General features: G+C 71.8%; 25 protein-coding genes and 1 pseudogene. 13 read left to right on the forward strand and 13 right to left on the reverse strand.

Features of this window, described 5'->3' with window-relative positions; translation table 11 throughout:
* Positions 1–7 precede the first annotated feature (7 nt).
* Positions 8–1,432 (reverse strand): xylan 1,4-beta-xylosidase, encoded by a 1,425-nt coding sequence (locus tag ACFZDK_RS17590; RefSeq protein ID WP_390973361.1) that lies wholly within the window; start codon positions 1,430–1,432, stop codon positions 8–10.
* A 174-nt stretch (positions 1,433–1,606) separates the two neighbouring features.
* On the opposite strand from ACFZDK_RS17590, the gene ACFZDK_RS17595 reads away from it, so the two are divergent.
* Both ACFZDK_RS17595 and ACFZDK_RS17600 read left to right on the forward strand, forming a co-directional pair.
* Entirely contained in the window at positions 1,607–2,716 is a 1,110-nt protein-coding gene (locus tag ACFZDK_RS17595) for a DUF5925 domain-containing protein (RefSeq protein WP_390973362.1), read from the forward strand.
* A gap of 26 nt (positions 2,717–2,742) precedes the next feature.
* On the forward strand, positions 2,743–3,516 hold the full coding sequence (locus ACFZDK_RS17600) for a DUF72 domain-containing protein (protein WP_390973363.1): 774 nt from the start codon (positions 2,743–2,745) through the stop codon (positions 3,514–3,516).
* 1 nt (position 3,517) lies between these two features.
* Here ACFZDK_RS17600 and ACFZDK_RS17605 read toward each other — a convergent pair whose 3' ends face one another.
* A complete protein-coding gene (locus tag ACFZDK_RS17605; RefSeq protein ID WP_390973364.1) occupies positions 3,518–3,889 on the reverse strand; it encodes a GntR family transcriptional regulator in 372 nt (123 codons plus the stop codon).
* Positions 3,890–3,958: 69 nt separating this feature from the next.
* Here ACFZDK_RS17605 and ACFZDK_RS17610 point away from each other — a divergent pair, with 69 nt between their 5' ends.
* Both ACFZDK_RS17610 and ACFZDK_RS17615 read left to right on the forward strand, forming a co-directional pair.
* Entirely contained in the window at positions 3,959–4,888 is a 930-nt protein-coding gene (locus ACFZDK_RS17610) for a GNAT family N-acetyltransferase (RefSeq protein WP_390973365.1), read from the forward strand.
* Positions 4,869–5,369 (forward strand): DUF402 domain-containing protein, encoded by a 501-nt coding sequence (locus ACFZDK_RS17615; RefSeq protein WP_390973367.1) that lies wholly within the window; start codon positions 4,869–4,871, stop codon positions 5,367–5,369. The genes ACFZDK_RS17610 and ACFZDK_RS17615 overlap by 20 nt, the downstream gene beginning before the upstream one ends.
* 10 nt (positions 5,370–5,379) lie before the next feature.
* Here the strand turns inward: ACFZDK_RS17615 and ACFZDK_RS17620 are convergent, their stop codons facing one another.
* Positions 5,380–5,994 carry a methyltransferase domain-containing protein gene (locus tag ACFZDK_RS17620; RefSeq protein WP_390973369.1) on the reverse strand — a complete coding sequence of 205 codons (615 nt, stop codon included), beginning with the start codon at positions 5,992–5,994 and terminating at the stop codon, positions 5,380–5,382.
* A 140-nt stretch (positions 5,995–6,134) separates the two neighbouring features.
* Here ACFZDK_RS17620 and ACFZDK_RS17625 point away from each other — a divergent pair, with 140 nt between their 5' ends.
* Positions 6,135–6,269 (forward strand): hypothetical protein, encoded by a 135-nt coding sequence (locus ACFZDK_RS17625; RefSeq protein WP_355717674.1) that lies wholly within the window; start codon positions 6,135–6,137, stop codon positions 6,267–6,269.
* A 6-nt stretch (positions 6,270–6,275) separates the two neighbouring features.
* Here the strand turns inward: ACFZDK_RS17625 and ACFZDK_RS17630 are convergent, their stop codons facing one another.
* The gene (locus ACFZDK_RS17630; protein WP_390973371.1) at positions 6,276–6,725 is read right to left on the reverse strand and encodes a GNAT family N-acetyltransferase; all 450 of its coding nucleotides are present in this window, start codon (positions 6,723–6,725) and stop codon (positions 6,276–6,278) included.
* A 168-nt stretch (positions 6,726–6,893) separates the two neighbouring features.
* Between ACFZDK_RS17630 and ACFZDK_RS17635 the strand changes: the two genes are divergently transcribed.
* Positions 6,894–7,847 carry a lytic polysaccharide monooxygenase gene (locus ACFZDK_RS17635; RefSeq protein ID WP_390973372.1) on the forward strand — a complete coding sequence of 318 codons (954 nt, stop codon included), beginning with the start codon at positions 6,894–6,896 and terminating at the stop codon, positions 7,845–7,847.
* Positions 7,848–7,920: 73 nt separating this feature from the next.
* Here ACFZDK_RS17635 and ACFZDK_RS17640 read toward each other — a convergent pair whose 3' ends face one another.
* Both ACFZDK_RS17640 and ACFZDK_RS17645 read right to left on the reverse strand, forming a co-directional pair.
* A complete protein-coding gene (locus ACFZDK_RS17640; protein WP_390973373.1) occupies positions 7,921–8,781 on the reverse strand; it encodes an alpha/beta fold hydrolase in 861 nt (286 codons plus the stop codon).
* A gap of 170 nt (positions 8,782–8,951) precedes the next feature.
* The gene (locus ACFZDK_RS17645) at positions 8,952–9,398 is read right to left on the reverse strand and encodes a MarR family transcriptional regulator (RefSeq protein ID WP_390973375.1); all 447 of its coding nucleotides are present in this window, start codon (positions 9,396–9,398) and stop codon (positions 8,952–8,954) included.
* Positions 9,399–9,493: 95 nt separating this feature from the next.
* Here ACFZDK_RS17645 and ACFZDK_RS17650 point away from each other — a divergent pair, with 95 nt between their 5' ends.
* Entirely contained in the window at positions 9,494–9,868 is a 375-nt protein-coding gene (locus ACFZDK_RS17650; RefSeq protein WP_390973376.1) for a cupin domain-containing protein, read from the forward strand.
* A gap of 476 nt (positions 9,869–10,344) precedes the next feature.
* On the opposite strand, the gene ACFZDK_RS17655 is transcribed toward ACFZDK_RS17650, so the two are convergent.
* Entirely contained in the window at positions 10,345–11,016 is a 672-nt protein-coding gene (locus ACFZDK_RS17655; RefSeq protein ID WP_390973378.1) for a hypothetical protein, read from the reverse strand.
* Complete coding sequence (locus tag ACFZDK_RS17660; protein ID WP_390973380.1) at positions 11,013–11,630, reverse strand: sigma-70 family RNA polymerase sigma factor; 618 nt, start codon at positions 11,628–11,630, stop codon at positions 11,013–11,015. Before ACFZDK_RS17660 ends, ACFZDK_RS17655 begins: the two co-directional genes overlap by 4 nt.
* Before the next feature lie 484 nt (positions 11,631–12,114).
* Here ACFZDK_RS17660 and ACFZDK_RS17665 point away from each other — a divergent pair, with 484 nt between their 5' ends.
* The 4 genes from ACFZDK_RS17665 to ACFZDK_RS17680 are packed head-to-tail and all read left to right on the forward strand — an operon-like array spanning position 12,115 to position 16,766.
* Entirely contained in the window at positions 12,115–12,948 is an 834-nt protein-coding gene (locus tag ACFZDK_RS17665) for an alpha/beta fold hydrolase (protein ID WP_390973382.1), read from the forward strand.
* 19 nt (positions 12,949–12,967) lie between these two features.
* A complete protein-coding gene (locus tag ACFZDK_RS17670) occupies positions 12,968–13,873 on the forward strand; it encodes an alpha/beta fold hydrolase (RefSeq protein ID WP_390973383.1) in 906 nt (301 codons plus the stop codon).
* A complete protein-coding gene (locus tag ACFZDK_RS17675; RefSeq protein ID WP_390973384.1) occupies positions 13,870–15,462 on the forward strand; it encodes an FAD-dependent monooxygenase in 1,593 nt (530 codons plus the stop codon). Before ACFZDK_RS17670 ends, ACFZDK_RS17675 begins: the two co-directional genes overlap by 4 nt.
* Complete coding sequence (locus tag ACFZDK_RS17680) at positions 15,459–16,766, forward strand: amidohydrolase family protein (protein ID WP_390973385.1); 1,308 nt, start codon at positions 15,459–15,461, stop codon at positions 16,764–16,766. The genes ACFZDK_RS17675 and ACFZDK_RS17680 overlap by 4 nt, the downstream gene beginning before the upstream one ends.
* Positions 16,767–16,882: 116 nt before the next feature.
* Here ACFZDK_RS17680 and ACFZDK_RS17685 read toward each other — a convergent pair whose 3' ends face one another.
* The 5 genes and pseudogenes from ACFZDK_RS17685 to ACFZDK_RS17705 all read right to left on the reverse strand — a co-directional run.
* The gene (locus tag ACFZDK_RS17685) at positions 16,883–17,509 is read right to left on the reverse strand and encodes a TetR/AcrR family transcriptional regulator C-terminal domain-containing protein (RefSeq protein WP_390973387.1); all 627 of its coding nucleotides are present in this window, start codon (positions 17,507–17,509) and stop codon (positions 16,883–16,885) included.
* Positions 17,510–17,638: 129 nt separating this feature from the next.
* Positions 17,639–18,661 carry an ImpB/MucB/SamB family protein gene (locus ACFZDK_RS17690; protein ID WP_390973389.1) on the reverse strand — a complete coding sequence of 341 codons (1,023 nt, stop codon included), beginning with the start codon at positions 18,659–18,661 and terminating at the stop codon, positions 17,639–17,641.
* Positions 18,658–20,391 carry an OB-fold nucleic acid binding domain-containing protein gene (locus ACFZDK_RS17695; RefSeq protein WP_390973391.1) on the reverse strand — a complete coding sequence of 578 codons (1,734 nt, stop codon included), beginning with the start codon at positions 20,389–20,391 and terminating at the stop codon, positions 18,658–18,660. The genes ACFZDK_RS17690 and ACFZDK_RS17695 overlap by 4 nt, the downstream gene beginning before the upstream one ends.
* Before the next feature lie 209 nt (positions 20,392–20,600).
* Positions 20,601–20,804: a hypothetical protein gene (locus tag ACFZDK_RS17700; protein ID WP_390973393.1), complete on the reverse strand. Its 204-nt coding sequence runs from the start codon at positions 20,802–20,804 to the stop codon at positions 20,601–20,603.
* Between the two features lie 66 nt (positions 20,805–20,870).
* Positions 20,871–21,175, reverse strand: a pseudogene (locus tag ACFZDK_RS17705) (DUF721 domain-containing protein); the annotation flags it as partial.
* 215 nt (positions 21,176–21,390) lie between these two features.
* On the opposite strand from ACFZDK_RS17705, the gene ACFZDK_RS17710 reads away from it, so the two are divergent.
* Together ACFZDK_RS17710 and ACFZDK_RS17715 are read left to right on the forward strand one after the other, a co-directional pair.
* Positions 21,391–23,412 (forward strand): LodA/GoxA family CTQ-dependent oxidase, encoded by a 2,022-nt coding sequence (locus tag ACFZDK_RS17710; RefSeq protein ID WP_390973395.1) that lies wholly within the window; start codon positions 21,391–21,393, stop codon positions 23,410–23,412.
* Positions 23,409–24,650, forward strand: coding sequence for an FAD-dependent monooxygenase (locus ACFZDK_RS17715; RefSeq protein ID WP_390973396.1), 1,242 nt, complete (start codon positions 23,409–23,411; stop codon positions 24,648–24,650). Before ACFZDK_RS17710 ends, ACFZDK_RS17715 begins: the two co-directional genes overlap by 4 nt.
* Positions 24,651–25,213 lie beyond the last annotated feature (563 nt).

A 25,213-nucleotide genomic window follows, 5' to 3' on the forward strand; every position in this document is an offset into this window, starting at 1 on the left:
AAGTGGCTCACCTGGTGAGCCACTTGACCTCGTAGGCCTTCATGTCGAACCGCTTCCCGTCCACCTGGGCGCTGATCGGCCGGTCGAGGGTGTTGACGACCAGGACGGTCTTGTCGCCGGCGAGGACCCGGACGTTGGGCTGATCGTCCTTGGCGACGGACACCGTCTCGTACGTCGTCCCCGGCGGGAACGCCTTCCCGAACCTGGACACCAGGTCGTACATGGGCAGTGGCTGCCCGCCGTCCGCACTGTCGGTCGTCGACCACAGGCAGCCGGGGCAGTCGCCGCCCTTCTCGTCCTCCGGGTTCCAGTAGAAGCCGGAGTCGGCGCCGCCCTCGACCAGGGCGATCATGCCGGTGGCCTGGACGGCGACCCGGTGCGCCTCGGTCCAGCCGTCGCGTTCGTCGCTGCCGTCGGCGGGCTCCACGTAGTACTCGGCCCACCACAGCGGCAGGTCGTGGGTCTGCTTGCGCACCCACTCGCTGACGTACGTCAGCTTGTCCGTGGCGGCGAACTCGTTCGGCAGCAGGTCGTCGTCGTTGGTGTAGCTGGACCCGTCGACGACCACGAAGTCGGCGCCCGCCTTGTGGGTGTTCCAGTAGTCGAAGGCGTCGACGACCCGCTGGTCCAGGACACCCCAGTCGCCCTTGAGGGTGGTGGAGGCGTTCTCGGTCTGGCGCGGGTCGAAGCTGTCCATGACGAGATACGGCCCGCCCACCTGGATGCCCTTGTTCACCGCCTTCAACGCCTTGTAGACGAGGTTGTAGAGCTCGGTGTAGCCCTCGTAGTCCCAGCGCCCTTTCGCGTTGTTCCAGAAGCCCTTGAACTCGTTCCAGACGATGAAGTGCCGTACGTCCGGGTAGCGCTTGGCGACGGTCGCGGCGAGGTTCGCGTAGTCCTGGTAGTGGTCGGGGGTGGGCGCGGTCTCCAGGGCGGCCTGGCTCCAGTCGGTGTTGTTCACACCGGCCCTGCCGCCCTTCATCCAGTCGGGCGAGCAGCACAGGGTGATCACCGGGGTGCCGCCGGACGTGCGCATGAAGTCGACGCGGCGGTCGAGTGCGCCGAAGTCGTAACGCCCCTTCACCGGCTCGGGGTTGTCGGCGCCCCAGCCCATGATGGCCTGGTTCTGCGGCAGCCCGGCGTCCTCGGCCAGCAGGTCCCCGACCCGCTTGGTGGCCGTGGCGCTGCCCTCGTCGGCGCTGTACTGGGTGTGGGTGAAGCCCCAGCCCACATACGGCTCGGTGGTGTCCGGCGGGGTGGCGGGGGTGCCGTGCACCTTGTCGCCGTCGCGGGTCGTGCCCGCGGTACCGCCACCGCCCCCGGGCAGTGTGTTGACCAGTGTCACGATCAGGGCGAGAGCGGCCACGCCCACACCGAGCAGGGCGGTGAGCCGCCACCGCCGAGCCCCCGAATTCCACTCATGACGTCCCATCAAGGACAACATTAATGGCGGAAATCGCCCCGGGGCAGGTATCGGGGATCGACAGCTCTGTAACAGGGACGGGGGGGCACTCCGGATACTCCGGACGCTCGGCGCACTCCCGACACTCCCCGCCCACTTCGGAAAACGGGTGCGCTGCGGGCGCCGGTGGCGGATCATGGCGGCATGTCTGCCAAGCCGCACGAGACGCTGCCGATCCGGCTCAACGTCGACGACTCCGACTCCCCGTCCGACGTCGTCGACGCGCTGTTCCTCGGCCGCTTCGCGACGGGCGAGCAGCCGTACTCGCACGCGGCCAACATCGACCGGGTGCGCTCCGGGGCGACCCTGCTGCCGAAGGAGGCGCGGGTGCTGCGGGTGGCCCGCGACGACGACCGCAGCGCCACCCTGGCGGAGGGCGACGGGTGGACGCTCCTGGTCTCCCGCTGGAACCGGGGCGCGGACGTGACCGTCACCGCGACCAGCGCCGAGCTGGCCTCGAAGGTGCTGAACGAGGCGACGGACGGCGCGGCGGACGAACCGGAACCCCAGCCGGAGAACGTGACCATGGGGTTCTGGTACGTCTCCCCGCGCCGCGGTCCGCACCGCACCACCCGGCAGATCTCCGCCGGCACCTGGGACGAGGTGCGCGCCAACTACACGGCACCGGTGGCGGACGCGATGGACCGGGTGATGAAGACGACCCCGGAGGACATCGCCGGCCGCCTTCTGCTGCTGCACGGCCCGCCGGGCACCGGCAAGACCTCCGCCCTGCGCACGCTGGCCCGGTCCTGGCGGGACTGGTGCCAGGTGGACTGCGTCCTCGACCCGGAACGGCTCTTCTCCGACGTCGGCTATCTGATGGACATCGCGATCGGCGAGGAGGACGGCGCCGGCAAGGGCCGCTGGCGGCTCCTGCTGCTGGAGGACTGCGACGAGCTGATCCGCGGCGAGGCCAAGCACACCGCCGGCCAGGCGCTGTCGAGGCTGCTCAACCTCACCGACGGCCTGCTCGGCCAGGGCCGCAACGTCCTGGTCGGCGTCACCACCAACGAGGACCTGGAGCGGCTGCACCCCGCCGTCGTCCGCCCCGGCCGCTGCCTGGCCCGGATCGAGGTGGGCCCGCTGACCCGCCGCGAGGCGGTGAACTGGCTCGGCGGGGAGGCCGCCGGCCGGGAGGATGCCGTGGGCCGCGAGGGGGCGACCCTCGCGGAGCTGTACGCCCTGCGCCGGGGCTCGTCACCGACGGCGGTGCCGGGGGCCCGGGAGGGCGTGGACGCGGGGCTGTATCTGTAGCGCTTCGGTAGTGCTTTTATAGGGGTATGCCCCTGTTCATCGGAACCTCGGGCTGGCAGTACAAGGACTGGCGGGGCGTCCTGTATCCGGCCGAGGTGCCCGTGCGCCTGTGGCTGGAGGAGTACGCGGCGCGGTTCACGACGGTGGAGCTGAACAACGCGTTCTACCGGCTGCCGAGTCGCGAGAACTTCGCGTCCTGGCGGGACCGGGTCCCCGCCGACTTCGTGATCGCGGTCAAGGCGAGCCGCTACCTCACCCACATCAAGCGCCTCAAGGACCCCGAGGAGCCGGTCGACCGCCTGATGACCCACGCGGCAGGCCTGGGCGACCGGCTGGGCCCGGTCCTCCTCCAACTCCCGCCGACGCTCAAGGCGGACCCGGCCCTGCTGGACACCTGTCTGTCCTGCTTCCCGCACGGCACACGGGTGGCGGTGGAACCCCGTCACGACTCCTGGTGGACGCGGCAGACCCGGGAGGTCCTGGAGTCCCGGGGAGCGGCCCTGTGCTGGGCCGACGTCCAGGCGCACCCCGTGACCCCGCTCTGGCGCACCGCCGACTGGGCCTACGTCCGCTTCCACGAGGGCCGGGCCACCCCCTGGCCCCGCTACGGCCGCCGCTCCCTGGAGACCTGGGTCGACCGCGTCGCCACGGCGTACCCCGGGAAGGCCGACATCTACACCTACTTCAACAACGACCCGGGCGGAGCGGCGGTCCGGGACGCGGTGGCGTTCGGGAGAACGGCGGAACGGGCGGGGCTGGCGGTGAGCCGTACGCCGGCACTGAGCACGAGCGGCGGCTGACTCAGCCCTCCCCGTAAGCCGCCCGCAGGGCATCCCGTACGGCCGCCAGTGCCGCGTCCTCCGCGAGGCCCAGGCGTCGTGCGCGTTCCGCGTACGCCTGTGCGGCGGACGATGCCTCGCGTTCCGCGGCCGACCCCGCCGCCGCGACGAACGTCCCGTTGCGCCCCCGGGTCTCGATCACGCCGTCCGTCTCCAGTGCCCGGTACGCCTTGGCCACGGTGTTCACCGCCAGCCCCAGCGACTCGGCCAGCCCACGCACCGTCGGCAGCCGGTATCCCACCGGCAGCACCCCGCCTCGCGCCTGTTCGGAGATCTGCGCCCGTACCTGCTCGTACGGCGGCGCGCTGTCATCGATGTGGATCTTCAAGGTCACGGCCCGATTCTCCCGCACCCGCCCGAAAATGAGAGGCACCCCGTACACGTCCCGCATAGCGTGCGCTCCATGACGGTGATCGTGCGCGACCTGCGCCCCGACGTCCGGTCCGACGCCGAGGGCTTCGTCCGGGTCCGGCAGCTGGCGCTGCCCTACATGCTGTTCACGCCGGAGTCCCTGGTCCACGACCGGACCCACGCCCACCCCGCCATGCGCTTCCGCCAGTTGGTCGCGGAGGAGGACGGTGAGATCATCGGCACGGCCCAGGTCGGCCTCGCCCACGAGAGCCCGGAGCCGGGCCAGGGCTTCGCCAACGTGTACGTGCATCCGGAGCGCACCGGCCGGGGCGCCGGCGCCCTCCTCGCCCGTACGGCGGAGGCGTATCTGTCGGCCGTGGGCGCGACCATGTCGTACGCCTGGGTCCTGGACGCCCCGTCCAACCGTGCCTTCGCCGAGCGCCGCGGTTACACCGAGCGCCGCTCCGCCCACTTCCTCCGTCTCGACCTCGCGCACGGCACGCTCCCCGCGCTCCGGACTCCCCCGCCCGGCGTCGAACTGCGCACGGCCGCCGACTTCGGCGACGACCCGCGCCCGCTCTTCGCCCTCGACTCGGAAACCACACGGGACGAACCGAGCGACATCGACATCGAGTTCGCCGACTACGAGGCCTGGCTGAACGAGACCTGGCGGCACCCGCTGTTCAGCCAGGAGCTGACCTCGGTCGTCCTGGTGGACGGCCACCCCGCCGCGTTCAGCGCGGCCCGCACCGACGGCGCCACCCGCTACGGCACCGTCATGACCGGCACGGCCCGCGCCTTCCGCGGCCGGGGCCTGGCCAAGCTCGCCAAGAACGACTCCCTGCACCGCGCCCGCGCCGCCGGCTTCACCCACGCCTTCACGGGCAACGACAGCGGCAACGGCCCGATGCTGGCGATCAACAAGTGGTTCGGATACGAAGTCTGCGCAACGGAGGTCAGGTATGTCCGCGAACTCGGCTGAGCCCACGGCGACGGTGGACGTCGTCCTGGTCAAGGCGGGCCGCACGAAGATCCGTTACCCCGCCGAGCCGCTGCACGACGACGGCACCCGGATCACCGTACGCGCCCCGTGGGCCGGTGACGTGACCCGCGACTTCGGCTTCGTCCGCTTCGAACAGGGCGATGTCTTCACCGAGTTCTACTGGCGCGACCGCTGGTACGCCGTGAAGGAGGTCCGCGCCGCCGACGGCACGCTGAAGGGCTGGTACTGCGACATCACCCGCCCGGCGACGCTCACCGGCACCGAACTGGTCGTCGAGGATCTCGACCTGGACCTGTGGCGTTCCGCCGACGGCACGGACGTACGGCGCCTGGACGAGGACGAGTTCGCCGAGAGCGGGCTGGCGGAGCGGGACCCGGAGGCCGCCGCGGCCGCCGTGGCAGCGCTCGACACACTGGAGACCCTGGCCCGTGAGGGCGGTTTCGAGGCCCTGCTCACCTGAAGCGCCCCCTCTACACCGTCGCCACGACCGCGTACCGCTCGTCGCTCACCTCCTTCCCCCACAGCACGGCGTCCGCCGACAGCCGCTCCACCCGTCGGTCCGCGGTGAGCGGGGCCAGCAGGCCGGTGAGCCGGTCGGCGGGTATGCCGACCGGGGTGACGGTCCCCCACACCCCCTCCACCAGCACGAACCGCCCGCCGGGCCGCAGCAGCCCGCGCCAGTGCCGCAGCACGCGCGCGGGGTCGGGCAGCGCCCACAGCACATGCCGTACGAGGACGACGTCGAAGAGCCGCTCGCCCACGGGGGGTGCCGCCGCGTCGCCGAGGAGGAACACCGCGTCGCGCCCGGCGAGCTTCGCGCGGGCCCGCGCCACCATCGCCGGGGAGCCGTCGACCCCGGTGACCCGGTGGCCCTGCTCGGCGGCGAGGAGGGCCAGGCTGCCCGTACCGCAGCCGAGGTCGAGGACGTCGGCGGGGCGCTCGGGCAGCCAGGAGCGGAGCCGTCCCGCCCAGGCCAGGCGCACCTCCGGATCACGCAGCCCGTGATCGGGCTCCTCGTCGAAACCGACGGCCTCCGCATCCCAGTCGACACTCACCGCAACCGTCCGATCACTCTCGTTCGTCATGCCTCAAGAGTGACACCCGCCACTGACACTCGGTCCATGTGACTGCGACCACTGACAGACCGGCACCGATGAGGAACTCTCGCCGAAAGCGTCTACCTCCGTGACACCACGGAGCTCGGTAGGCACTGAAGGAGGCAGCCATGCGCCGCACAACCGTGCAGAAGCCCCTGAAGAAGACCGACAGCCGCCGGATCCGCGAGGAGGCGGACCAGCGCCCCGCCGGACGCCCCGAGGTGCGCAAGGACATCGCACGCACCTGGTGGCCGGACGGCTGAGCGCGGTCAGTCCAGCCGCTTGCGGTAGTGGACGCGGTCGTACGGCCCGTCCACGCGCCGCTCGACGACCTGGTAGCCGTACTTCGGGTAGATCTTCTGGTTCTCCCACATCAGCGCGTTCGTGTAGAGCCTGACCTCGGGCAGGCCGAGCGCACGCGCGCGTGCCTCCACGAACTCCAGCAGCCGCCGTCCCACCCCCTGGCCGTGTGCGTCGGGGTGGACGGCGACGCTGTCCAGGAACAGGTGGTCGTCGTGCGCCTCGATGACGACGAGCCCGATCACCGGTTCCCCCACGACGAACACCCTGCCCGCGGCCACGTTCGCCATGTGGTCCGCCGCCATGGGCTGCGGCACCACTCCGATCCGCGCGATGTAGTGGCCGTACGCCATGTCCGTCACGGCCTTCACGGCCGGTACGTCGGCGGCCCGGGCGGGCCGGATCTCGTCATCGGTCATGCCCCGAACGCTAGCTGCCTCAGCGCAGCCTCAGCTCTCCCTTAAGCCGACCATAAGGATCTCCCTCAGCCGCTCCCAGCAGCGGATTTCGCGGTTTCTTGGGGCTAGCTTCTGATCGCCCCCACGGGATCCAGCCCATCCCCGAGGACCGTTCCGAGGAGTCTCCGCATGGTCGCAACCCGCCGTAAGGCCGTCGCCGTCGTCGCTGCCGGCGTGGGAGCCGTCGTGTTCGGTGCCGGGTCGGCGGGCGCGCACGGGACGATGGGCGATCCGGTCAGCCGGGTCGCCCAGTGCTATGCGGAGAACCCGGAGAGCCCCACGTCCGACGCGTGCAGGGCGGCGGTCGCGGCCGGTGGTACCCAGGCCCTCTACGACTGGAACGGCATCCGGATCGGGGACGCGAACGGGCGGCACCAGGCGCTGATCCCGGACGGGAAGCTGTGCAGCGCGAACAACGACGAGTTCAAGGGTCTCGACCTGGCCCGCGCCGACTGGCCGGCGACGAAGGTCGGCGGCGGGTCGTACACCTTCAAGTACCGGGTGACGGCGCCGCACAAGGGCACCTTCAAGGTGTATCTCACCAAGGCCGGATACGACCCGGCCAAGCCGCCGGCCTGGGCGGACCTGGACCTCGACCACCCGGTCGCGACCGCCACCGACCCGGTCGCCGCCGGCGGTTTCTACACGTTCTCCGGCACGCTCCCCGAGCGCACCGGCCGCCAGCTGCTGTACGCGGTCTGGCAGCGCTCGGACAGCCCGGAGGCCTTCTACTCCTGCTCGGACGTGGACTTCGGGGCCGGTGGCACGAACGCCGCCGCCTCGCCGGCGCCGACCGCCTCCTCCCCCGGCGACGAGCAGATCGCGGCCGGTACCGACAAGTCGACGGTCGAGCACGGCGGTCACGGTGACGACGACGCGAGCACGTCGGCCGAGCCGGTCGTGGAGGCGAACGCGCCCGAGTCGGCAGCGGACCCGGGGACGGCGATGGGAACGGGGACGACGCTGGCCGCGACCGGCGGGGACGGCAGCACCCCGTATCTCGCGATCGGCGGGGCCGCCGCCCTGGCGCTGGGCTCCGGCGCGCTCTTCCTGACGGTACGGCGGCGGGAGCGCCGGCACTGATCCCTCATGACTCCGGGGCCTGACCGGCGGCTCAGGCCGGACAGGCCCCGGCGGCGTTCAGTTGGGCAGCGGCTCAGCTGAACGCCGACGCACAGGTGGTGGCGGTGGCGTGCGCGGGGTCGAGCGCGTTGGCCACCTCGTGGAAGGCGATCCGGTCGAAGAGCCCGATCGCCACGTGCTCGGAGAGGTCGAGCGGGCAGAGGTCCTGGAGCAGGACGTTGTCGACGTCCGAGCCGCTCAGGTACTGGCTCTGCCAGGGGGTCGCCACCTCGTCGTACTTGGTGGCGATGACCGTGTAGTGCACTCCGGGGACGGTGTCGCCGCCCGCGTTGAGCTTGGTGAGGAAGTCGGAGCCGGGGATCTGGTCGGCGAGGCCGGGGGTGGTGGCCTTGACCAGGTCCGAGGCGCCGGGGAAGTACGGCAGCAGGTTGGTGAGGCCGCTGAGGGTGGCGCCGTGGTTGTCGGGGGCGAGACCGACGAGGGCGTTCACCTTGGCGGCGCCGCCGAGGAACCTCAGGTAGTAGCGGGGCATCATGCCGCCCTGGGAGTGGCCGACGAGGTCGGCCTTGGCGGCGCCGGTCGCGCCGAGCACTTTGTCGACGAAGGCGGAGAGTTGCTCTGCCGACTTGTCGATGGGGCCGAGGCCGTAGAAGACGGGGACGCCGGACAGCTGGCCGTAGTCGAGGGAGAAGACGCAGTAGCCGCGGTCCTCCAGGTACGGGGCGAGGGAGAGCCAGTTGTCGACGGAGTTGCCGAGGGTGCCGTGGACCAGGATCACGGGGCGGGGGTGGGCGGCGGAGGGGCGGCAGGAGTAGTCGTTCCAGCCGGTGCTGGGGGCGCCGGACGCGTGGGCGGTGGCGGCGGGAACGGTGGCGACGGCGGCGGCGAGGAGCAGCGCGGTCACGGGTCTGAGCACTCGTTTCCAGGGCAGCATCGTGTGATCTCCTTGCGGCTCAAGGGAGGTGCGACGGCCTTACGCCCTGTGATCCGGATCACGAAGGATGCTGTTCACTCATCAAGTTACGGGCGAGTAGTGAAAGCGTGAAGTTACGTGTCAGTAAAACTTCCGGGTAACCGGTCGCGCGCCGGATGCCTGATGGGGCGTCACCAGCTGGGCCTCAAGGGACCATAGGGCGCGATACGGGCCAAAGAGTGCCGCAACACGCGCACTTCACCCTCCCCCAGCACCTCACCCCACCCCCGCACGACCTCCGCGGCCGCCTCCTCCGCGGCCCGCGTGCACGCCCACCCCCGCACGGTGAGCACGATCAGCCGGGCCCGCGCGTCCCCGGGATGCGGCCGGCGCTCGGCGTACCCCTTGCGCACGATCTCGTCGACGAGCTGACTCGCCGCCTGCTTGGTCACCCCGAGATGTGCGGCGAGTTCGGTGACCGTGGCTCCGCCCGGGGCGAGCCGCGCGAAGGCGAAGCCGTGAGCGGGCCTGATGCCCTCGAAGCCGCGCGCAACAACCCCCTCGTTGATGCGTCGGGTCAGCTCGCCGGCTGCGGCGAGCAGGGCTGCGGACAGGGCCATGGCCTCGGAGTTCTGCACGGAGGCATTGAAACACCCTTGACGGGACGGTCAAGCGGCTTGACCATGGAGCCAACTAGTCAAGTAGCTTGACCATATTGCCCACGGAGGCACCCATGCCCGTCGTCCGTTCCGCCGAGGCCACCACGCATGAGACCCACGGCGCCCGCTTCGTCTCGTACGCCACCCCGCTCACCGGCAGCAAGGAGCTGTGCGCCTGGCGCGGCGAGATCCCGGCCGGGACCAAGGCCCCCGCGCACACCGTCACCCGGGAGGAGATCTTCCATCTGCTCGTCGGCGAGCTCCTGATCACCCTCGACGGCCGCACCGACCGCGTCCGCGCCGGCGACACCGTCATCATCAATCCCGGTGCGACCCTCGCCGTCGAGAACCCGACCGACCACACCGCGCTCTCCTGGGTCACCACCTCCATCGGCCTGGAGGCGGAACTGGCCGACGGCACCCGGATCGTGCCGCCGTGGGCCAACTGACGTATACGAAAGGGAGCTGGGCGTCCGTGGCCGCCGTCGGATTCCTGCGGCGGCGGCCACGGACGTGTGTCACGGGCGAGGAAGCCTCAGCGCCTTGGCGCTGTGCGGCCGGGCGACCTGCGTGACCGCCTCCGCGTCACTCGCCCCTCGAACAGGGACGGCGGGCTGACGCGTTGACGAGTTCTGCTGCGGGCGCGGTTCGCAACAGGGGTTCTGGCAGGGCAGGAAGACCACCAGTCCGACGATGCCGGTCGCGGTGCGGCGACCGGGGCCGGGCGGGATGCGGGCCGGGGCGGTCGGCTGGTTCCTGCCCGGCGGGGTCGGGTGGGGGCTAAAGTGCATGGAAGGCGTCCCTTTCGTATGGCGTCCTGGCGGGGAGTCCGCCCGGCCGGTGGCCTCGGAACCGGTGGCCGGATCGGGGCTCCCCTCCTTCTTTCTCTCTTCTTCCTGTTCTCTTCTTCGGACTTCGGACCGGTTCAGCGGCCGGCGGCGAACTCCTGCAGCCGGTCGACCAGCTGCCGGTCGGGCCGGGCGACGATGACGGAACGGCCGGGGGTGCGCGCGGCGAGCCGGTCGATCTCGATCTCCAGACCGCCGGTGGGGGCCAGGGCTGTGGAGCCGTTGGTGCGGACGTAGCGGGCGAAGAGTTCGAGGCCGTCGAGGAAGGCGCGGTCGGGTGGTGCGGTGTCGGCCATGGAGTGGGTGAGCTGGTGGAACCAGTGCCGGGCCCGCCTGGACTCGCCGAGGGCCAGATGATGCAGGTGCAGGCAGTAGGCGGCGGCACGGCTGCCGGCGCCCGCGGCGAGCTGCCACCAGAACTGGGCGGACTCGGGGTGGCGGGTGAGGTAGAGCAGACAGGCGAAGGCGAGGGCGCCGTCGACGTCCATGTGTTCCTCCGTCAGCGGCCCGCGGTCCGGCCCTTCGGCGATCTTGGCGACGTGGTCGGCGACGGCCGGTTCGTTGAGCACCCACCGGCACACCACTCCCAGGCGCTGGCCGGCCTGTGCCGCGCGGGCGATCTCGGTGATCGGGGTGCGCCGGCCGGCGTCGGCGGCGAGCCGGCGAAGGCCCGCGGCGACGTCGAAGCGGCGCGGGGCCGTGACGGGCAGCCGGACCTCGTCCAGCAGGGCATCGAGAGCGGTGGTCACGGTCGTTCCCCCTTCTGCTTCTTGCGTTCGTCGGGCAGGCCGAGCTTGATGCGCAGGCGCTCCTTGCCGCGGCGCAGGTGGTGGCCGACGGTGCGTTCGTCGATGCCGACGTACCAGGCGACCTTGGCGGTGGGGTAGCCGAGGATGTAGCGCAGCACGATCACCTCGAACTGACGGTTGGGCAGTTCCGCGATCGCCTCGTACACGCCGCTGGTCGACTCCATCTTCTGCAGCTTGTCCCGGGCCGTGGCCAGCGCCGGGGCCAGCGCCTGGGCGATGGGCCCGTTGATGACGAACGCCGGTGCGCGGCCCTCGCGTTCGAGGCGGTCGTGCACGGCCCGCCGCATGATCGCCCAGGCGCCCTGCTCGAGGGAGCCCGAGCTCAGCAGTTCCGTCCAGCCCGCGTGGATCTGGAGGAAGACCTCGTGGATGACCTCTTCGGCCACCTCGCGGGTTCCGAAGTGGACTTCCGCGTAGGCGTGGAACGGTTCCTGGTGTCCGAGGTAGAAGGCCTCGAAGTCCAGCGGCAGGTCCAGCGGCAGGTACAGGGACTGCGACGGCCTCACGCCCTGGTCCGGGGTTGGGGCGCCCTCTGGGGCGTCGTCGTGACTCATGCGGACCTCCCGGCGGCACGGCACATGGGCAGGCTCTTCCTCTCCATCGAGGGTCGGCTGGGACCGGCGCCAACTCGCGCGCACGGACGGCCCGTTGGGCCTGGCACCTACCTAAGTGATTCCCGGGGCGGATCACTCACGGCCCGGGGAAAAAATCGCCCGGCACCCCCGCCCCACCGCGTGCTGCAATATTCAACAAGCACTGCTAGTCACCCTCGGTAGCGCTTTGACCAGGCCCAACCCGTCCGGGTGAACGGCCGAACAGTCTTGCGCCACCCCAGCGTGTTCTGCATCACACCAGGTCCACCGCCCCCGCGCACATCCGGCGCACACCAGCGCACAGCAGCGCACGGCCGCTCCGCACGCACCCCCAAGCTTCACTAAGAGTGACAACAGTCGTCGACGAACCCGACCACCCGGCACCGAGACGCACAGGGGGGCTCCCCCTTGACACGGTCGCCTTATCGGTAACACTGTTGCCATTATGAGCACCTGGTCTGAGCCCCAGTCCGATTCACGATTCGTCGTGGTGGACGGTCTGCGGATCCACTACAAACGCGCCGGGCACGGCCCGGCACTCGTGCTGCTGCACGGCAGCGCCTCCTCGCTCCAGCACTTCGACCGTGCGACGGGGCTGCTGGCGGAGTCGTTCGACGTCATCCGCCCCGACCTGCCGGGGTTCGGGCTGACAGGGCCGCGCGCGGACCGGGACTACCGCGTTCCGGTGTACGCGGCGACGGTGGCGGGCCTCCTGGCGGAACTGGGCGTGCCGTCCTACGCGGTGGCCGGCAACTCGCTGGGCGGCAACATCGCCTGGAACCTCGCGCTGGACCACCCAAAGCGGCTGACCGGCCTGGTGCTGGTCAACGCCACCGGTTACCCGGAGAAGGCGGTGCCGGCGGGCCTGCGGCTGACCCGCAGCCCCCTGCTGCGCCCCGTACTGCGGCGGGTGATGCCGCGCGGTGCCATCGAGCGCAACCTGCGCGCGAACGTCGGCTCCCGGTCGACGATCGTGGACGACGCCATGGTGGACCGCGCCCACCAGCTGATGAACCGGCCCGGCAACCGCTCGGCGTTCGTCGACTTCTGCAACACCGACCAGCCCGACCGCAGCCCGTGGATCCCCCGCATCGCCGTGCGCACGCTCGTGCTGCGCAGCGCCGGCATCGACGGCCAGCACTTCGCCCGCGACATCCCCGGCGCCCAGGAGCTGGTGCATCCCCACGGCGGTCATCTGCTGCCGGAGGAGGAGCCGCGGTGGGTCGCGGACGCGATCGCGACGTTCCTCGGCTGCTGCGCCGACACCCCCACGCGCTGAGGCCGAGGAGGCCCGTTCCGTGAAGTACTTCGTCGCATCGGGCGAGGACCGCGTGCTCACCGCCGGCTCACGGCGAGCCCTGCGCGGCAGTTTCACCGAACTGTCCGACGGCGTCACGCACTACGAGCTGACGGGCCCCGAGGACGGGGACGTGGTCGTGATGGCGGGCGGACTCACCATCCCGCTGTTCTACTGGGACGGACTCGTCACCGAGCTGCACGCCCACGGGCTGCGGACCCTGACGTGCAGCGCGTACGGCCGCGGTTACTCGGACCGGGTGCGGGCCCGCTACGACGAGACGCTGTTCGTACGGCAGTTGGCCGAGCTGACGGACCGGCTCGGTCTCACGGCACGGCCCCTGCACCTCGTCGGCACCTCCATGGGCGCCCTGGTCGTCATGGCGTACGCCGTCCGGTACCGCCCGCTGGTGTCCACCCTCACCATCGTCGGCCCCGCCGGTCTCGCGACACCGCGGCCGACCTCCCCGCACCGGCTGCTGCGCAGCGACCTGCTGGCCGGTGCCGTCGCCCGGCGACGCGGCCGGCGGATACTCCTGGGGCACCTGGGGCACAACGTCCGGGACCCCGAACTCGGCACCGAACTCACCGAGATGGTCCTCGACGCCTTCCGCTTCGAGGGTTCGCTGTACGCGGTCTTCGACACGCTGCAGCACCTGCGGGTCTCCGGCCGTGACGACCTCTTCCGGCAGACGGGGGCGCTGGGCGTACCGACCCTGCTCCTGTGGGGCGACGAGGACCGCGTCACCCCGCCGGCCCACTTCGACACGGCGCGCACCCTGCTGCGGCCCCGGCACCACCACGTGATTCCCGAATGCGGGCACATGGCCCCGTTCGAACGGCCCCGCGACGTCGCCGACCGGCTCGTCCCGTTCGTGGCCGCACGCACCGAAAGGCTCGACTCATGAACCACCCGCAGGTCATCGACGTGCTGGTCATCGGCGCGGGCCCCTCGGGCTCCGCCCTGGCGATCGACCTGGTACGCCGGGGACTCGACGTACGGATCGTCGACAGGTCTCCCCATGCCTTCGACGGCTCCCGCGCCAAGGGCGTCCAGCCCCGCAGCCTCGAAGTCCTCGAAGACCTCGGCGCCCTCGACGCCGTACTGGCCGGCGGCAGCGTCTATCCCAGGCTCGGGCTCCACGCGGGCCCGCTCGCCGTGCCGTGGAAGATGTTCCCCCACAAGGAGGCGACCCCGGACGTCCCGTACCCCAACACCTGGCTGATCCCGCAGTTCCGCACAGACCGGGCCCTGCACGCCCGGCTGGGCGAGCTCGGCCGCGGGATCGAGTTCGGCAGGGAACTGACCGCGCTGACCCAGGACGAGGACACGGTCGTCGCCGAAGTGACGGGCCCCGACGGCACGGAGGAGATCGTCGCCCGCTACGCCGTGGGCGCCGACGGTGGTTCCAGTGCGGTGCGCAAGCGGCTCGGCGTCGGCTTCGTCGGGACGACGGACGAGAGCGACCGGGTGCTCATCGTCGACGCCACCGTGACCGGCCTGGCCCGCAACCGGTGGCACATGTGGCCCGGCCGGGGCGGCCGGCTGATCGGCGCCTGCCCGCTCCCCGGCAGCGACCTGTTCCAATGGATGATCCGTCTCACGCCGGACGAGGAGCCGCCGTCGGAGAAGGCCGACATCCTCCGGCGGATCCACGACCACACCCACAACCGGCGCATCCAACTGCACGACATCCACTGGAAGTCGGTGTTCCGGCCCAACATCCGCCTGGCGCGGAGCTACGGCCGGGGACGGGTCTTCCTCGCCGGTGACGCCGCGCACGTCCACACCCCGGCCGGCGCCCAGGGCCTGAACACCGGCATGCAGGACGGCTACAACCTCGGCTGGAAGCTCGGCCAGGTCCTCGCCGGGGCCGACGCGACGCTGCTGGACACCTACGAGGCCGAGCGGCAGCCGATCGCCGCCGGGGTCCTCGGCCTGTCCACGGAGAAGTGGGGCGGCATCGCCAAGCTCGACCCGTCGAGCATGAAGCGGGGCAAGGACGAGCAGCAGCTCGCCCTGACCTACTACGGCGGCCCGCTCGCCCCCGCCGACGGCGAGCGCACCGGCACCCTGCGCGTGGGCGACCGCGCCCCGGACGCCGAACTGCTCGGCGCCGACGGCACCCGGACCCGGCTGTTCGACCTCCTCCGCGGACCGGACTTCACCGCCGTCGCCTACGGCCCCGGGGCGGCCCGGGACCTCGAACGCCTCCCCTGGCCGGCGGCCGGCGCCCGGCTGAAGCGGCTCACCGTCGGGGCGGCCCCGGCCGACGGCCTCGCCTTCTCCGACCCCGGGAACACCCTGCGCGACGCCTACGGCCTGACCGGCGACACGCTGCTGCTCATCCGTCCCGACGGCTACCTCGGGTCCATCGCCACCCGGGACTTCCTCACCACCGCCCAGACCGCCGTGCGCGCGATGACGCCGCAGGCAAGGAGCCGCACCATGGCCCGGCAGAGCCACCCCTCCCCCGGTCCGGGGACCGCCGCATGAGCCGCACCCTGCTGCGCGGGGCGCGGGTCGTCACGATGGCACCGGACCGGCCCGACGCCGAACGCCTCGACATCCTCGTCGACGGCGACCGCATCGCCGCCGTCGACGCGAGCATCGAGGCGCCCGACGCCGAGGCCGTCGACTTCCGCGGCCGCATCCTCATCCCCGGCCTGGTCAACGCCCACCTGCACACCTGGCAGACCGCGCTGCGCTCGGTGGGCGCCGACTGGACGCTGATGGAGTACCTCACCCGCCTCCACGGCGGGATCGCCGGCCACTACACCCCCGCCGACCTGCACGTCGGCACGCTCGCCGGCGCACTGAACCAGATCGACTGCGGTACGACGACCCTGGGCGACTGGTGTCACAACGCCCTGTCGGCCGAGCACGCCGACGCGGCCGTCGAGGGACTGGCCCAGGCCGGAATCCGCGCCGTCTTCCTGCACGGCACGCCCTACCGCGCGCCGGAGATCCCCCACCCGCTCGCCGATATCGACCGGCTGCTCGACGGTCCCGTCCGCGACCACGCCCTGCTCACCCTGGGCATGGCCGTCCAGGGGCCGCAGTACTCCTCCGCCGAGACCGTGGTGGCCGATGTCCGGGCCGGCGCGGAACGCGGTCTCGTCGTCTCGACGCACCAGAGCGGCGGGGAACCCGCGCCCGGCTGGGACGCCCTGCGCGCCGCCGGGCTGTTCGGCCCGCTCACCAACATCGTGCACGGCGCCGACCTGCCCGACGACTGGATCACCGCGCTCGTCGAGGCGGGCGCCACCTTCACCACCACCCCCGAGAACGAACTGGGCCAGGGACACGGCACACCCGTCACCGGGTCCCTGCTGCGCCTGGGCGCGGCGCCCTCCCTGGGCACCGACATCGACATCGCCGTACCCGGCAAACTCCTCACCGCGGCCCGGATCGCCCTGGCCCACCAGCGCAGCCTGGACCACGCCCGGCACCGGCACACGACCGGCACGCACGCCGACACACCCTCGGTCACCGCCAGGCAGGCGCTGGCCTGGGCCACGGTCGAAGGGGCGAGGGCACTGGGCCTGGCCGACCGGGTGGGCCGGATCGCGGTGGGCCTGCAGGCCGACCTGGTCGCCGTCGACGCCCGGGCGTTCAACCTGTGGCCGGCGCACGACCCGGTCGCCACGGTCCTGCACGCCGACATCGCGAACATCGAGGCCGTGATGATCGCGGGCGTCTGGCGCAAGCGCGATCACACCCTGCTCGCGTCCGGCCTCGACGAGGTCAAGGAGCAACTCCGCGAGTCCGGGGACCGGCTGCTGCGCACCGTCCACTGAACCGCGGACACCCCCGCGGATCGCGTTCACTGACACCGACCGGGACGAGGACGGGAAGCCGTGCGTCGAGGGCCGCCGGCCCCTCGGGGAGCGCTCGGAGCCCCTGCGCGGCGGAGTCAGACGTCGTCACGCAGGCGGGCCAGCCCGCCGAGGAGGAGTTCGAGGCCGAAGGAGAACTCGTCCTCGATCGGAACGGGCATCGCCCCGGCGACGGTGGCGGTCGCCGGGAACAGCTCCGGATCCACGCTCCGGAAAACGGCGGCGAGTTGTGCGTCGCCGGGTTCCCCCGCGCCGCCATGTCCGTTGACCTGGATGGCGAATCCGAGGACATAGCGGGCCAGGGTCGCGTACGCGTGCGCGGCCGTGCGCGGCGGGAAGCCGCTGTCGAGCAGCACCGCGACACAGTGCTCCCGCAGCGCCATCGCGTTCGGCCCCAGGGGAATCTGCTCGACCATCAGCCGCGCCGCGTTCCGGTGCCGGGCCAGGGCGTCGAACATGGTGTGCGCGACCGTCCGCAGCGCCTGCTGCCAGCCCATCGCGAGGAGTTCGCCGCCGTTCAACTGCACGGCTCCGAACATGCGGTCCACGACGTGGGCGACCAGCGCCGCCCGGTTGTCGAAGTGCCGGTACAGCGTGGCCGTGCCCGAGCCCAGGCGCTGGGCCAGCGTCCGCATCGAGAGAGCGTCGGCGCCCTCCTCGTCCACGATCCGCAGCGCGGTGGAGACGATCCGCTCCAGCGGCACGGGCGGGCGCCCCGGCGAACGCCGCACCGATGCCGCGCCCTCTCGCGCAGGTCCAGCTGCTGCCACGGAACGTCCCACCTCCTCGGCCAGCACCATAACAGCGACACCGTATCCGCTATGAAGATCACCTCACTGCCCGAAACCGGTGTGCCCCGAGGGGGCCCGGCCGGCGAGAGTCGCCGGATGTACGGCCCCGGGTCCGAAGCGTCGGCGGGCCCGGTCCGCGGCGGCCTCGGCCGCGCGGGCCCGGTCGTCGCCCGGGTCCATGGAGAGCTGGCGGTAGGCGCCGTCGGCCGGTTGCAGGGCGTCGGCCCGGATCACGAAGGCGCGGACCCTCGCCCGCTGCAGTCCGAGAGCGTCCAGCAGTCCCAGTGCGGCCGCCGCGAGGGCGGGTGAGTGGTCGGTCGGCTCCGGCAGCGTGCGCGTACGCGTGGTGGAGCTGCGGTCGGCGTACCGCACGGTGAGGGTGAGCCGGCCGGCGATCTGGCGTTCGCCGCGCAGGCGCCCGCCTATCTGACCGGCGAGCCCCAGGACCGCTCGGTGCTGCTGTGCCGGGTCGAGGCAGTCCCGGTCCAGTGCCAGGTCGGCGGCCAGGTGCGCGGCCGGTTCCGAGGGGGTGACCGGGCGGGGGTCATGGCCGCGGGCGCGCTCCGCGAGCAGCCGGGCGGGGCCCGCGCCGAGCAGCCGCTGCAGGGTCCCCGCGGGCAGGTCGACGAGCTGGCCGATGGTGTGCAGCCCGTACCTGCCGAGCGTCTGCGCCGTGGCACGGCCGATCCCGGGCAGGGCGGTGACCGGCCGCGGATACAGCCAGTCGGCCGCCTGTCCGGTGGAAACCCAGGTGGTGTCTCCCGGCGCGGACGCGTCGGCGGCCATGGCCGCGAGCATGCGGTTGCCCGCGAGGCCGGCACTGCTGTCGATGCCGTAGAGGGCCTTCAGCCTCATCATCGTCGTCTGGACCATGTCGTAGGGGGACAGGTCGAAGTACCGGAGCGCCGACGTCAGATCGAGCTGTACGGCGTCGGGCGGTACCGCCTGCACATGAGGCGTGACATCAGACATCAGTTCGATTATATCGGCGTACCGGGCCTCGGTCAGTGCCGCGTGCAGGTGCAGGTGGGCGATGTGCCGCTGCCGTGCGCTCGCCTCGCTCATCCCGCGCTCCCGGGGCTCCGGTGGCCGAACTTCTTCAGGTCGGCGGAACGAGTGCCGGCCGGCTGGATGTCGGCATACGGGTGGAGGCGGGCACCCGCCGTGCCGTCGACCAGAGTGCGCCGCGGCTGGGCGGGCGTCGGATGCGGACGGCTCCGGCCGAGGAGGGCGAGGGCGGCCTCGGGACCGTCGTCCCGGCGCGCGGCGGCGATCTCGTCCAGGTCCCAGGCCATCGTCCCGACGACGGTACGACGGGTGCCGCGTACCTGGACCGTGCCGCGCACCAGCAGCAGCCCGCTGTGGAACACGGTGTGCGCGCAGGCCGGGTGGGAGTCCTCGAAGAACGCCAGGTCGACGAGTCCGGAGCCGTCCTCCAGGGTGACGAAGATGATCCGCTTGCCGCTCGCGATCGGCGGGGTCTGCGTCGAGGCCCGCACCCCCGCGACCAGGACCTGCCGGCCGGCGCGCAGGCCCGCCAGATGCGCCGCGTCGGTCGCGCCGATCTCCCGCAGCAGCCGGTGGTGGTGCTCCATCAGGTGCCGGGAGACGTCGATGCCGAGGGTGTTCAGCTCGGCGCTCAGGGCCTCGCGCCCGGTCATCTCCGGCAGCCCGCTCGGTTCCGCCCCGCCGACGGCGTCCGCGCTGATGGGCAGTTGGCCCGCGCCTGCGGACCGGTTGCGGGACTGGTGATGGAGTTCGGCGATCTGGAGCAGCAGGTCACGGCGGGTGAGGCGGCCGTCGTGCAGACAGTTCAGGGCACCGATCCCGGCGAGGCGTTCGGCGACCGGTCTGCTGGGGTGGGCCCGCTGCCAGAAGTCCGACAGTGATCCGTACGGCTGCCCCTCCTCGATCCGCGCACACTCCGCCTCGCTGATCCCGTGCACCGCCGACAGCGCCAGCCGCACACCCCACCGGTCCCCGTCGGCCTTCTCCACGGTGTGCCTCACCCGTGAGTTGTTGACGTCGACGGGCAGGACGGGAACCCCGCCCCGGCGCGCGTCGGCGACCAGGACCCGCTTGGGCCACATACCGGGGTCGTGTTCGAGCAGACCCGCCAGCAGGAACGCCGGGTAGTGCGCCTTGAGCCAGGCACTCTGCAGCGCGGGCACGGCGAAGGCAACCGCGTGCGCCCGGCAGAAGCCGTACGCGCCGAAGGCCTCCACGGTCTTCCACACCTCCTCCCGCACGGCCGCGCTGTAGCCGCGCGCACGGGCCCGCTCGTGGAACCAGTCCCTGATCCTGGGCAGTTGCTCCTTGTCGCCGAGCGCCCGCCGGGTGACCTCGCCGAAGGCCCGGTCGCAGCCGGTCAGCACCCGCAGCGTCTCGATGATCTGCTCGTGCCAGATGGTCACGCCGTAGGTGTCGGACAGGACCGGCTCCAGGTCCGGGTGGGCGTATGAGGGCGTACCGCCGTGCCGGGCGGCGATGTAGCGCTCGGGCATGCCGCCGGCCACCGGCCCCGGGCGGAAGAGGCTGATGTCGGCGATGACGTCCTGCACGTCGCGGGGCTGGAGCCGGGACAGGAGGTCCTGCTGGCCGGGCGACTCCAGCTGGAACAGGCCGAGGGTCTGGCTGGCCTGGATGAGCTTGAAGGCGAAGACGTCGTCGAGCGGCACCTGTTCGGGGTCGTCGAGGTCGATACGAGCGCCGGTGGTGCGCTCGATCTCGGCGACCGCGTGGGCCATCGCGGACTGCATCCGCACGCCCATTTTCGCCGCAGTCCCCGTGTCCACTCCACATCGTGTCGCGATTACGGGCGAACGGCCACGTGGCGAGGGTACCGGTCGGCCGCCTCTCGATGTCGCGATTCCACTCGAAGAGAGGAGCGCGACTATGACCGGGATCACATGACCACATGGCGACCAGTCGCCGCGGCAAAGCGGTCGGGATGCAGGCCTGGCCCACTGCGGGGAAGCGCTGTGCTTTTCGACCCGCATGGAGCTCACATCAGGGCGGCGACGCGCGCCACGTGGCCCCAAAGCCACAGCCCGCAGCCTCCGAGCAGCAGCCCGCACCAGAACGTGTCGTGCTCGTGGCGACGGCGGAAGGCGTCCAGCTCGATCGCCTCCAGCGGCAGCATCAGCGGCTCCTCCGAGCCCGGGCCACCCAGGACCGCTGTCTGGATCTGCCGCCTGTCACCCCGCACGAACCCCCGCCTTTCGTCCCAACTCATCGTGCCATCCCCGATGTTGGCCTCAAAGACGATCCGTGCTCACGCTGTCGTCCGCAGCGCGATCGTCTCCGGGACGTCGGCCGACGTCCCGGGCGTCCGGAACGCGCGCTCTTGCCGTGCCCGGCGCCGGGCGACAGCCTCGGTCGCCGCGGCCTGGCGGCGGCGCTCGGCACGGGCCGTCTCGATCGCAGCCGGCGCGTCGTCCGGCAGCTCGGGGAAGGCGCGTCGGCTGAGCGCATCCGGCGGGTCTGCCGCTCGACTGCCTCCGCGATACCCGGGTCGACGCGGCTGACGGGCGCGGCGGACCGGTGCGCGGCGAGCGCCTGGTGGTAGCCCTCGGCCGCCGGCCCAGGCCATGCCTCTATGCCCTTGACCAGCGCGGACACCGCTTAACTACGCGGCATTGCCTGTGGACCACACGGACCCCGGCCCTGTTACGGACTGGCGCCGGGCAGGACCCTGACCCGACCCCGCCCTCGGAACGCGAGCTCGGCCTGCGCCCTCTTCATGTGCGACCACATGCCTTCGACCGGTTGAATCTACAACGGAGGGTTCTTTGATGGACAGTCACATCGTGCAGGTGAAGATCCACCCCGCCATCGGTGTCGCCCGGGTCGGCAACAGCGCAGAGGCACCCTTCATCGGCCCGGAATCACCGGACCAGAAACCAGCGGACGCCGGCTCCTACAAGGACGCTTCCGGGGCGATACGGAGGCAGGCCGCACGATTCCGTGTGTACGGCTACAACGCCGCCGGGGAGGTCGTACGGGAACTGAAGCCGGGCAGCGAGGGTGTCACCGAGATCCAGTGGACGGTGCATCTGGCCAACAAGAAGGCCGCCTGGTATCAGTTCCATCTGGCGCTGGACATCCCCGAGGGCAAGACGCTCACGGCAGAGCAGTACGGCCGACGCAACGCCGACGTCGTGGTCGCCGACAGGAAGAAGCTGGTCAACGATCCCGGCAGCCGCACCGTTCGCGGCTCGAAGACCGAGACGCAGAAGTTCGACACCGGCAAGGTCATGGACAAGGCGGTGTACCTCGGCGAGATCTCCACCCGTTCCGACGGCCGCCTGGTGGTGCTCGGTGGCCGGGGAAACTCCGCCTCCTACAAGAACCAGCCGATCACCGGGGTCACCAACAACGACACCTGGTACGACGACGTGTCCGACGGCCCGGTGACAGCGAAGGTCACAATCGACGGCCAGGATCTGACCGCCGTCCCGGCCTGGGTCGTGGTGGGACCTCCGCACTACGCCCCCGGCGTGAAGTCCGTCCGTACCCTCTACGACCTGCTCTTCGACGTCTTCGTCCAGGCCGGTTCGCTGACCCGCCCGCAGCAGGTCTCGTTCGCCGATCACATCGAGCCGATATTCCGCAGGTTCTGCGATCTGCAGTGGGTCAACCACGGTTTCGCGACCCAGTTCGGCTGGAACGGCCCCAACTTCTTCCTCTCGCCGACGATGCGCAAGAGGCTCGCCGATTCGTCCAACCGAACCCGGGAACTGCGCCGCCAGGTGTACGCCTCCTTGCGCGACTACGACCGTGACGGAAAGTCCCCGCTGCCGTGGCCGTGGCTGTACGGCGACGCCATGGCCAGCAAGCCCAAGTCCGTGCTTCAGCACCTGGCGCTGTCGCCGACCCAGGACTGGATGCTGCAGCGTTGGGCGGACGGGGCGTTCGTGGCCGGACCCTTGCAGCAGCCGCGCCCCACGGTCGACGAGGCCCCTGCCACCGAGCAGCCGGGGCTGCTGGACCGGGCGGCCCTGGAGGGCTGCGCCGCCGACGCGTTCCACCCGGGGATCGAGGTCACCTGGCCGATCAGGCACGCGAGCATGTTCAGCGCGCCCTTCCGCATCCGGCACCGCGCCCCCGCCACCGCGGAACCCGACTACGGGCCCACCCTGCTTCCGGACGAGGCGGTCTCCGCCACTGGCCCCCTCCAGGCACAGGGCCCCGGTGACCTCACCCGCTGGATGGCCGCCCCCTGGCAGGCGGACACCGCGAGCTGCCGCTCGGGCTACGAGGTGTTGGCCAACCTGGGGCCCCGGTACAGCCCGTACCTGCCGACCTTCTGGCCTGCCCAGGTACCCAACCATGTGCTCAAGCTGGAGGACTTCGAGAAGGTCAACACGCCGTCGGCCGGGAGCGACGACAGCGCCCGGGAAGAGGCGTTCGAGCGGCGGGCGACCTGGCTGCGCGGACTCACCGGCACCATGAACGAGCAACGCACACAGATGATCAAGGACTGGGCCAAACTCGGCGTCGTCGAGGTGCGCGACTACACCGTGGGCGACGGGAAGTTCCCCGACCGGATCCTGGTGGAGTCGCGCCCGGGACAACCGCTCGCTCAGGCACCGGACAGGGCGAACCTCGTCAACGTGCAGGTGCCCGAGGCGGGGCCGCACGTGTTGGCCGCGGCGGCGGGCCGCTCGCCCGAGGGAAGGCTCGCCCCCGAAGCCGTCGAGGCCGAGTCCGCGGCGCGGGCCGTCGGCGAAGCGGCCAGGGCGACCGGCTACCGCGAGGAGGAGATCACCGCCGGATACCTCGAGAAACTCGACCCCTTCCGCGACGCGCGGTGAGCGCCGCCCTCGCTCTCGGCGCGGACACCTACGACGTCGTGGTGGCGGGCGGCGGCCCGGCCGGCTGCGCCGCCGCGCTCACGCTCGCCCGGGCGGGCCGCACGGTCCTGCTGGCGGACGCCGGCACCGGGCCGCCCAAGGTCGGCGAGACGCTCGTACCCGCCGGGCGGGTCCTGCTCGGCGACCTCGGCATAGCCGACCGCGTTCTCGACTCCGGACACCTGCCCTGCTACGGCAGTCTTTCGGCGTGGGGTTCGACCGACCTGCACACCGTCGACTTCATCAACGACCCGCACGGCCATGGCTGGCACCTCGACCGACGGCTGTTCGACCAGCGACTGCGCGACGCCTCCCGGGCGGCGGGGGCGGAGGTCGCCGAGGGCACGGCCGTACGCGAAACGGTGCGGACGCCGGACAGCGGCTGGACCTTGGTCCTGCGCGGCGGCACGGGCCCTGCCGGTAGCGGGTCGGGGGGCGGGGGTGGGCCCGACACCGGGCCGGCGTCCGGGTCCGGGTCCGCAGGCGGAGGCGGGTCCGCGTCCGGCTCCGCGTCCGGTGGCGAGCGTACGGTGCGCTGCCGCTGGGTGATCGACGCCACCGGCCGCGCCGCCGCGATAGCGGTCCGGTGCGGGGCCCGGCGGCGGGTCCGGGACCGGCTCACAGCCCTGTACGTGCCCCTGGAAGCGGACCCGCTGGACACCGACCGCCGCTCCCTCGTCGAGTCCGACGAGGACGGCTGGTGGTACACCGCCCCGCAGCCCTCCGGCGGGCGCCTGGTCGCCTACTTCACCGACACCGACCTGCCGGCCGCCACCCACACCGCACGCCACTTCCACCGACGGATGTCGGCCACCCGCCACGTGTCCCGATGGGTCCACCGGGACGGGCCCCCGCCCACGTCACCCACCGCGCCCCGCCGGGCCGCCGCGCACACGGCGCACCTGGACCGGGTGTACGGAGACGGCTGGACCGCCGCCGGTGACGCGGCGGTCGCCTTCGCCCCTCTCTCCTCCCAGGGCGTGCTGACCGCCCTCTACACCGGGCTGAGCGCGGGCCTGGCCGTCGACGCCCGCCTGAGTGGCGTTCCTGACGGCGCGGACTCGTCCCTCGGCGCCTACGCGGACCAGGTCGCGGCCGCACGGAGCGCATATCTGCGCGGCCACCGTGTCATCCACGCCCAAGAGGCCCGCTGGACCGACCGCTCCTTCTGGGCGCGGCGCCTGGCCGACGTGCCCTGACAGCCTCGGCCGGTGCGACCTGAACTGCTCAGGCGCACCGGCCTGAGCAGTTCAGGGGCAGACTTCCGGTGATCCGTCGCGTTGCCGGGAGTTGCGAACTGCCGAACGCGGAGATCACTTCGTACGGCGAGGGCGCGGCGGGCTACGTCGCCGGCGGCCCGGTCGCGGTTACTGCGTAGCAAAATCGGGCATGCCTATGGCGTCTGCCACGGTTTCGTGGTAGACGCCAGGCTGTCTGGCGGAAGGTGCCCTTGCCGTGGAACCCCGGCGCCAAACAATGGCGGACATAGATGTCGCCACCTACCTAGTCGCCTGCGGGGCCGTACTTCCTTTACACACAAGCCAAGAATCTTTAGCCGGTCCCGCAGCGGGACCGCCTGCCACGGCGGCGCGTGAACCTTTGGTCCGTGCCTCCGCGGTGTCGAAGTGGGCCGGCCGCATCAGGTGCCTGTGCGACGAGGCCGGCTCTGTCCTTGTCAGGGGTGGCGGGGGCGGGGCAGCAGGGCGAACGCGGTTTCCGCGATCGAGGTCAGGCGGTCGGGACTGTGGCCGTAGGCGCCGAC

This window comes from Streptomyces sp. NPDC007901, from assembly GCF_042959465.1.
In the GTDB taxonomy this organism is placed as follows: Bacteria; Actinomycetota; Actinomycetes; order Streptomycetales; family Streptomycetaceae; genus Streptomyces.

Coding starts and splice junctions, on each gene's coding strand:
- ACFZDK_RS17590 (WP_390973361.1), bottom strand. CDS start 1,432: ATGGGACGTCATGAGTGGAATTCGGGGGCTCGGCGGTGGCGGCTCACC.
- ACFZDK_RS17660 (WP_390973380.1), bottom strand. CDS start 11,630: ATGAGTCACGACGACGCCCCAGAGGGCGCCCCAACCCCGGACCAGGGC.
- ACFZDK_RS17620 (WP_390973369.1), bottom strand. CDS start 5,994: ATGACGAACGAGAGTGATCGGACGGTTGCGGTGAGTGTCGACTGGGAT.
- ACFZDK_RS17680 (WP_390973385.1), top strand. CDS start 15,459: ATGAGCCGCACCCTGCTGCGCGGGGCGCGGGTCGTCACGATGGCACCG.
- ACFZDK_RS17600 (WP_390973363.1), top strand. CDS start 2,743: ATGCCCCTGTTCATCGGAACCTCGGGCTGGCAGTACAAGGACTGGCGG.
- ACFZDK_RS17595 (WP_390973362.1), top strand. CDS start 1,607: ATGTCTGCCAAGCCGCACGAGACGCTGCCGATCCGGCTCAACGTCGAC.
- ACFZDK_RS17630 (WP_390973371.1), bottom strand. CDS start 6,725: ATGACCGATGACGAGATCCGGCCCGCCCGGGCCGCCGACGTACCGGCC.
- ACFZDK_RS17635 (WP_390973372.1), top strand. CDS start 6,894: ATGGTCGCAACCCGCCGTAAGGCCGTCGCCGTCGTCGCTGCCGGCGTG.
- ACFZDK_RS17610 (WP_390973365.1), top strand. CDS start 3,959: ATGACGGTGATCGTGCGCGACCTGCGCCCCGACGTCCGGTCCGACGCC.
- ACFZDK_RS17640 (WP_390973373.1), bottom strand. CDS start 8,781: ATGCTGCCCTGGAAACGAGTGCTCAGACCCGTGACCGCGCTGCTCCTC.
- ACFZDK_RS17615 (WP_390973367.1), top strand. CDS start 4,869: ATGTCCGCGAACTCGGCTGAGCCCACGGCGACGGTGGACGTCGTCCTG.
- ACFZDK_RS17625 (WP_355717674.1), top strand. CDS start 6,135: ATGCGCCGCACAACCGTGCAGAAGCCCCTGAAGAAGACCGACAGCCGC.
- ACFZDK_RS17710 (WP_390973395.1), top strand. CDS start 21,391: ATGGACAGTCACATCGTGCAGGTGAAGATCCACCCCGCCATCGGTGTC.
- ACFZDK_RS17650 (WP_390973376.1), top strand. CDS start 9,494: ATGCCCGTCGTCCGTTCCGCCGAGGCCACCACGCATGAGACCCACGGC.
- ACFZDK_RS17665 (WP_390973382.1), top strand. CDS start 12,115: ATGAGCACCTGGTCTGAGCCCCAGTCCGATTCACGATTCGTCGTGGTG.
- ACFZDK_RS17690 (WP_390973389.1), bottom strand. CDS start 18,661: ATGAGCGAGGCGAGCGCACGGCAGCGGCACATCGCCCACCTGCACCTG.
- ACFZDK_RS17675 (WP_390973384.1), top strand. CDS start 13,870: ATGAACCACCCGCAGGTCATCGACGTGCTGGTCATCGGCGCGGGCCCC.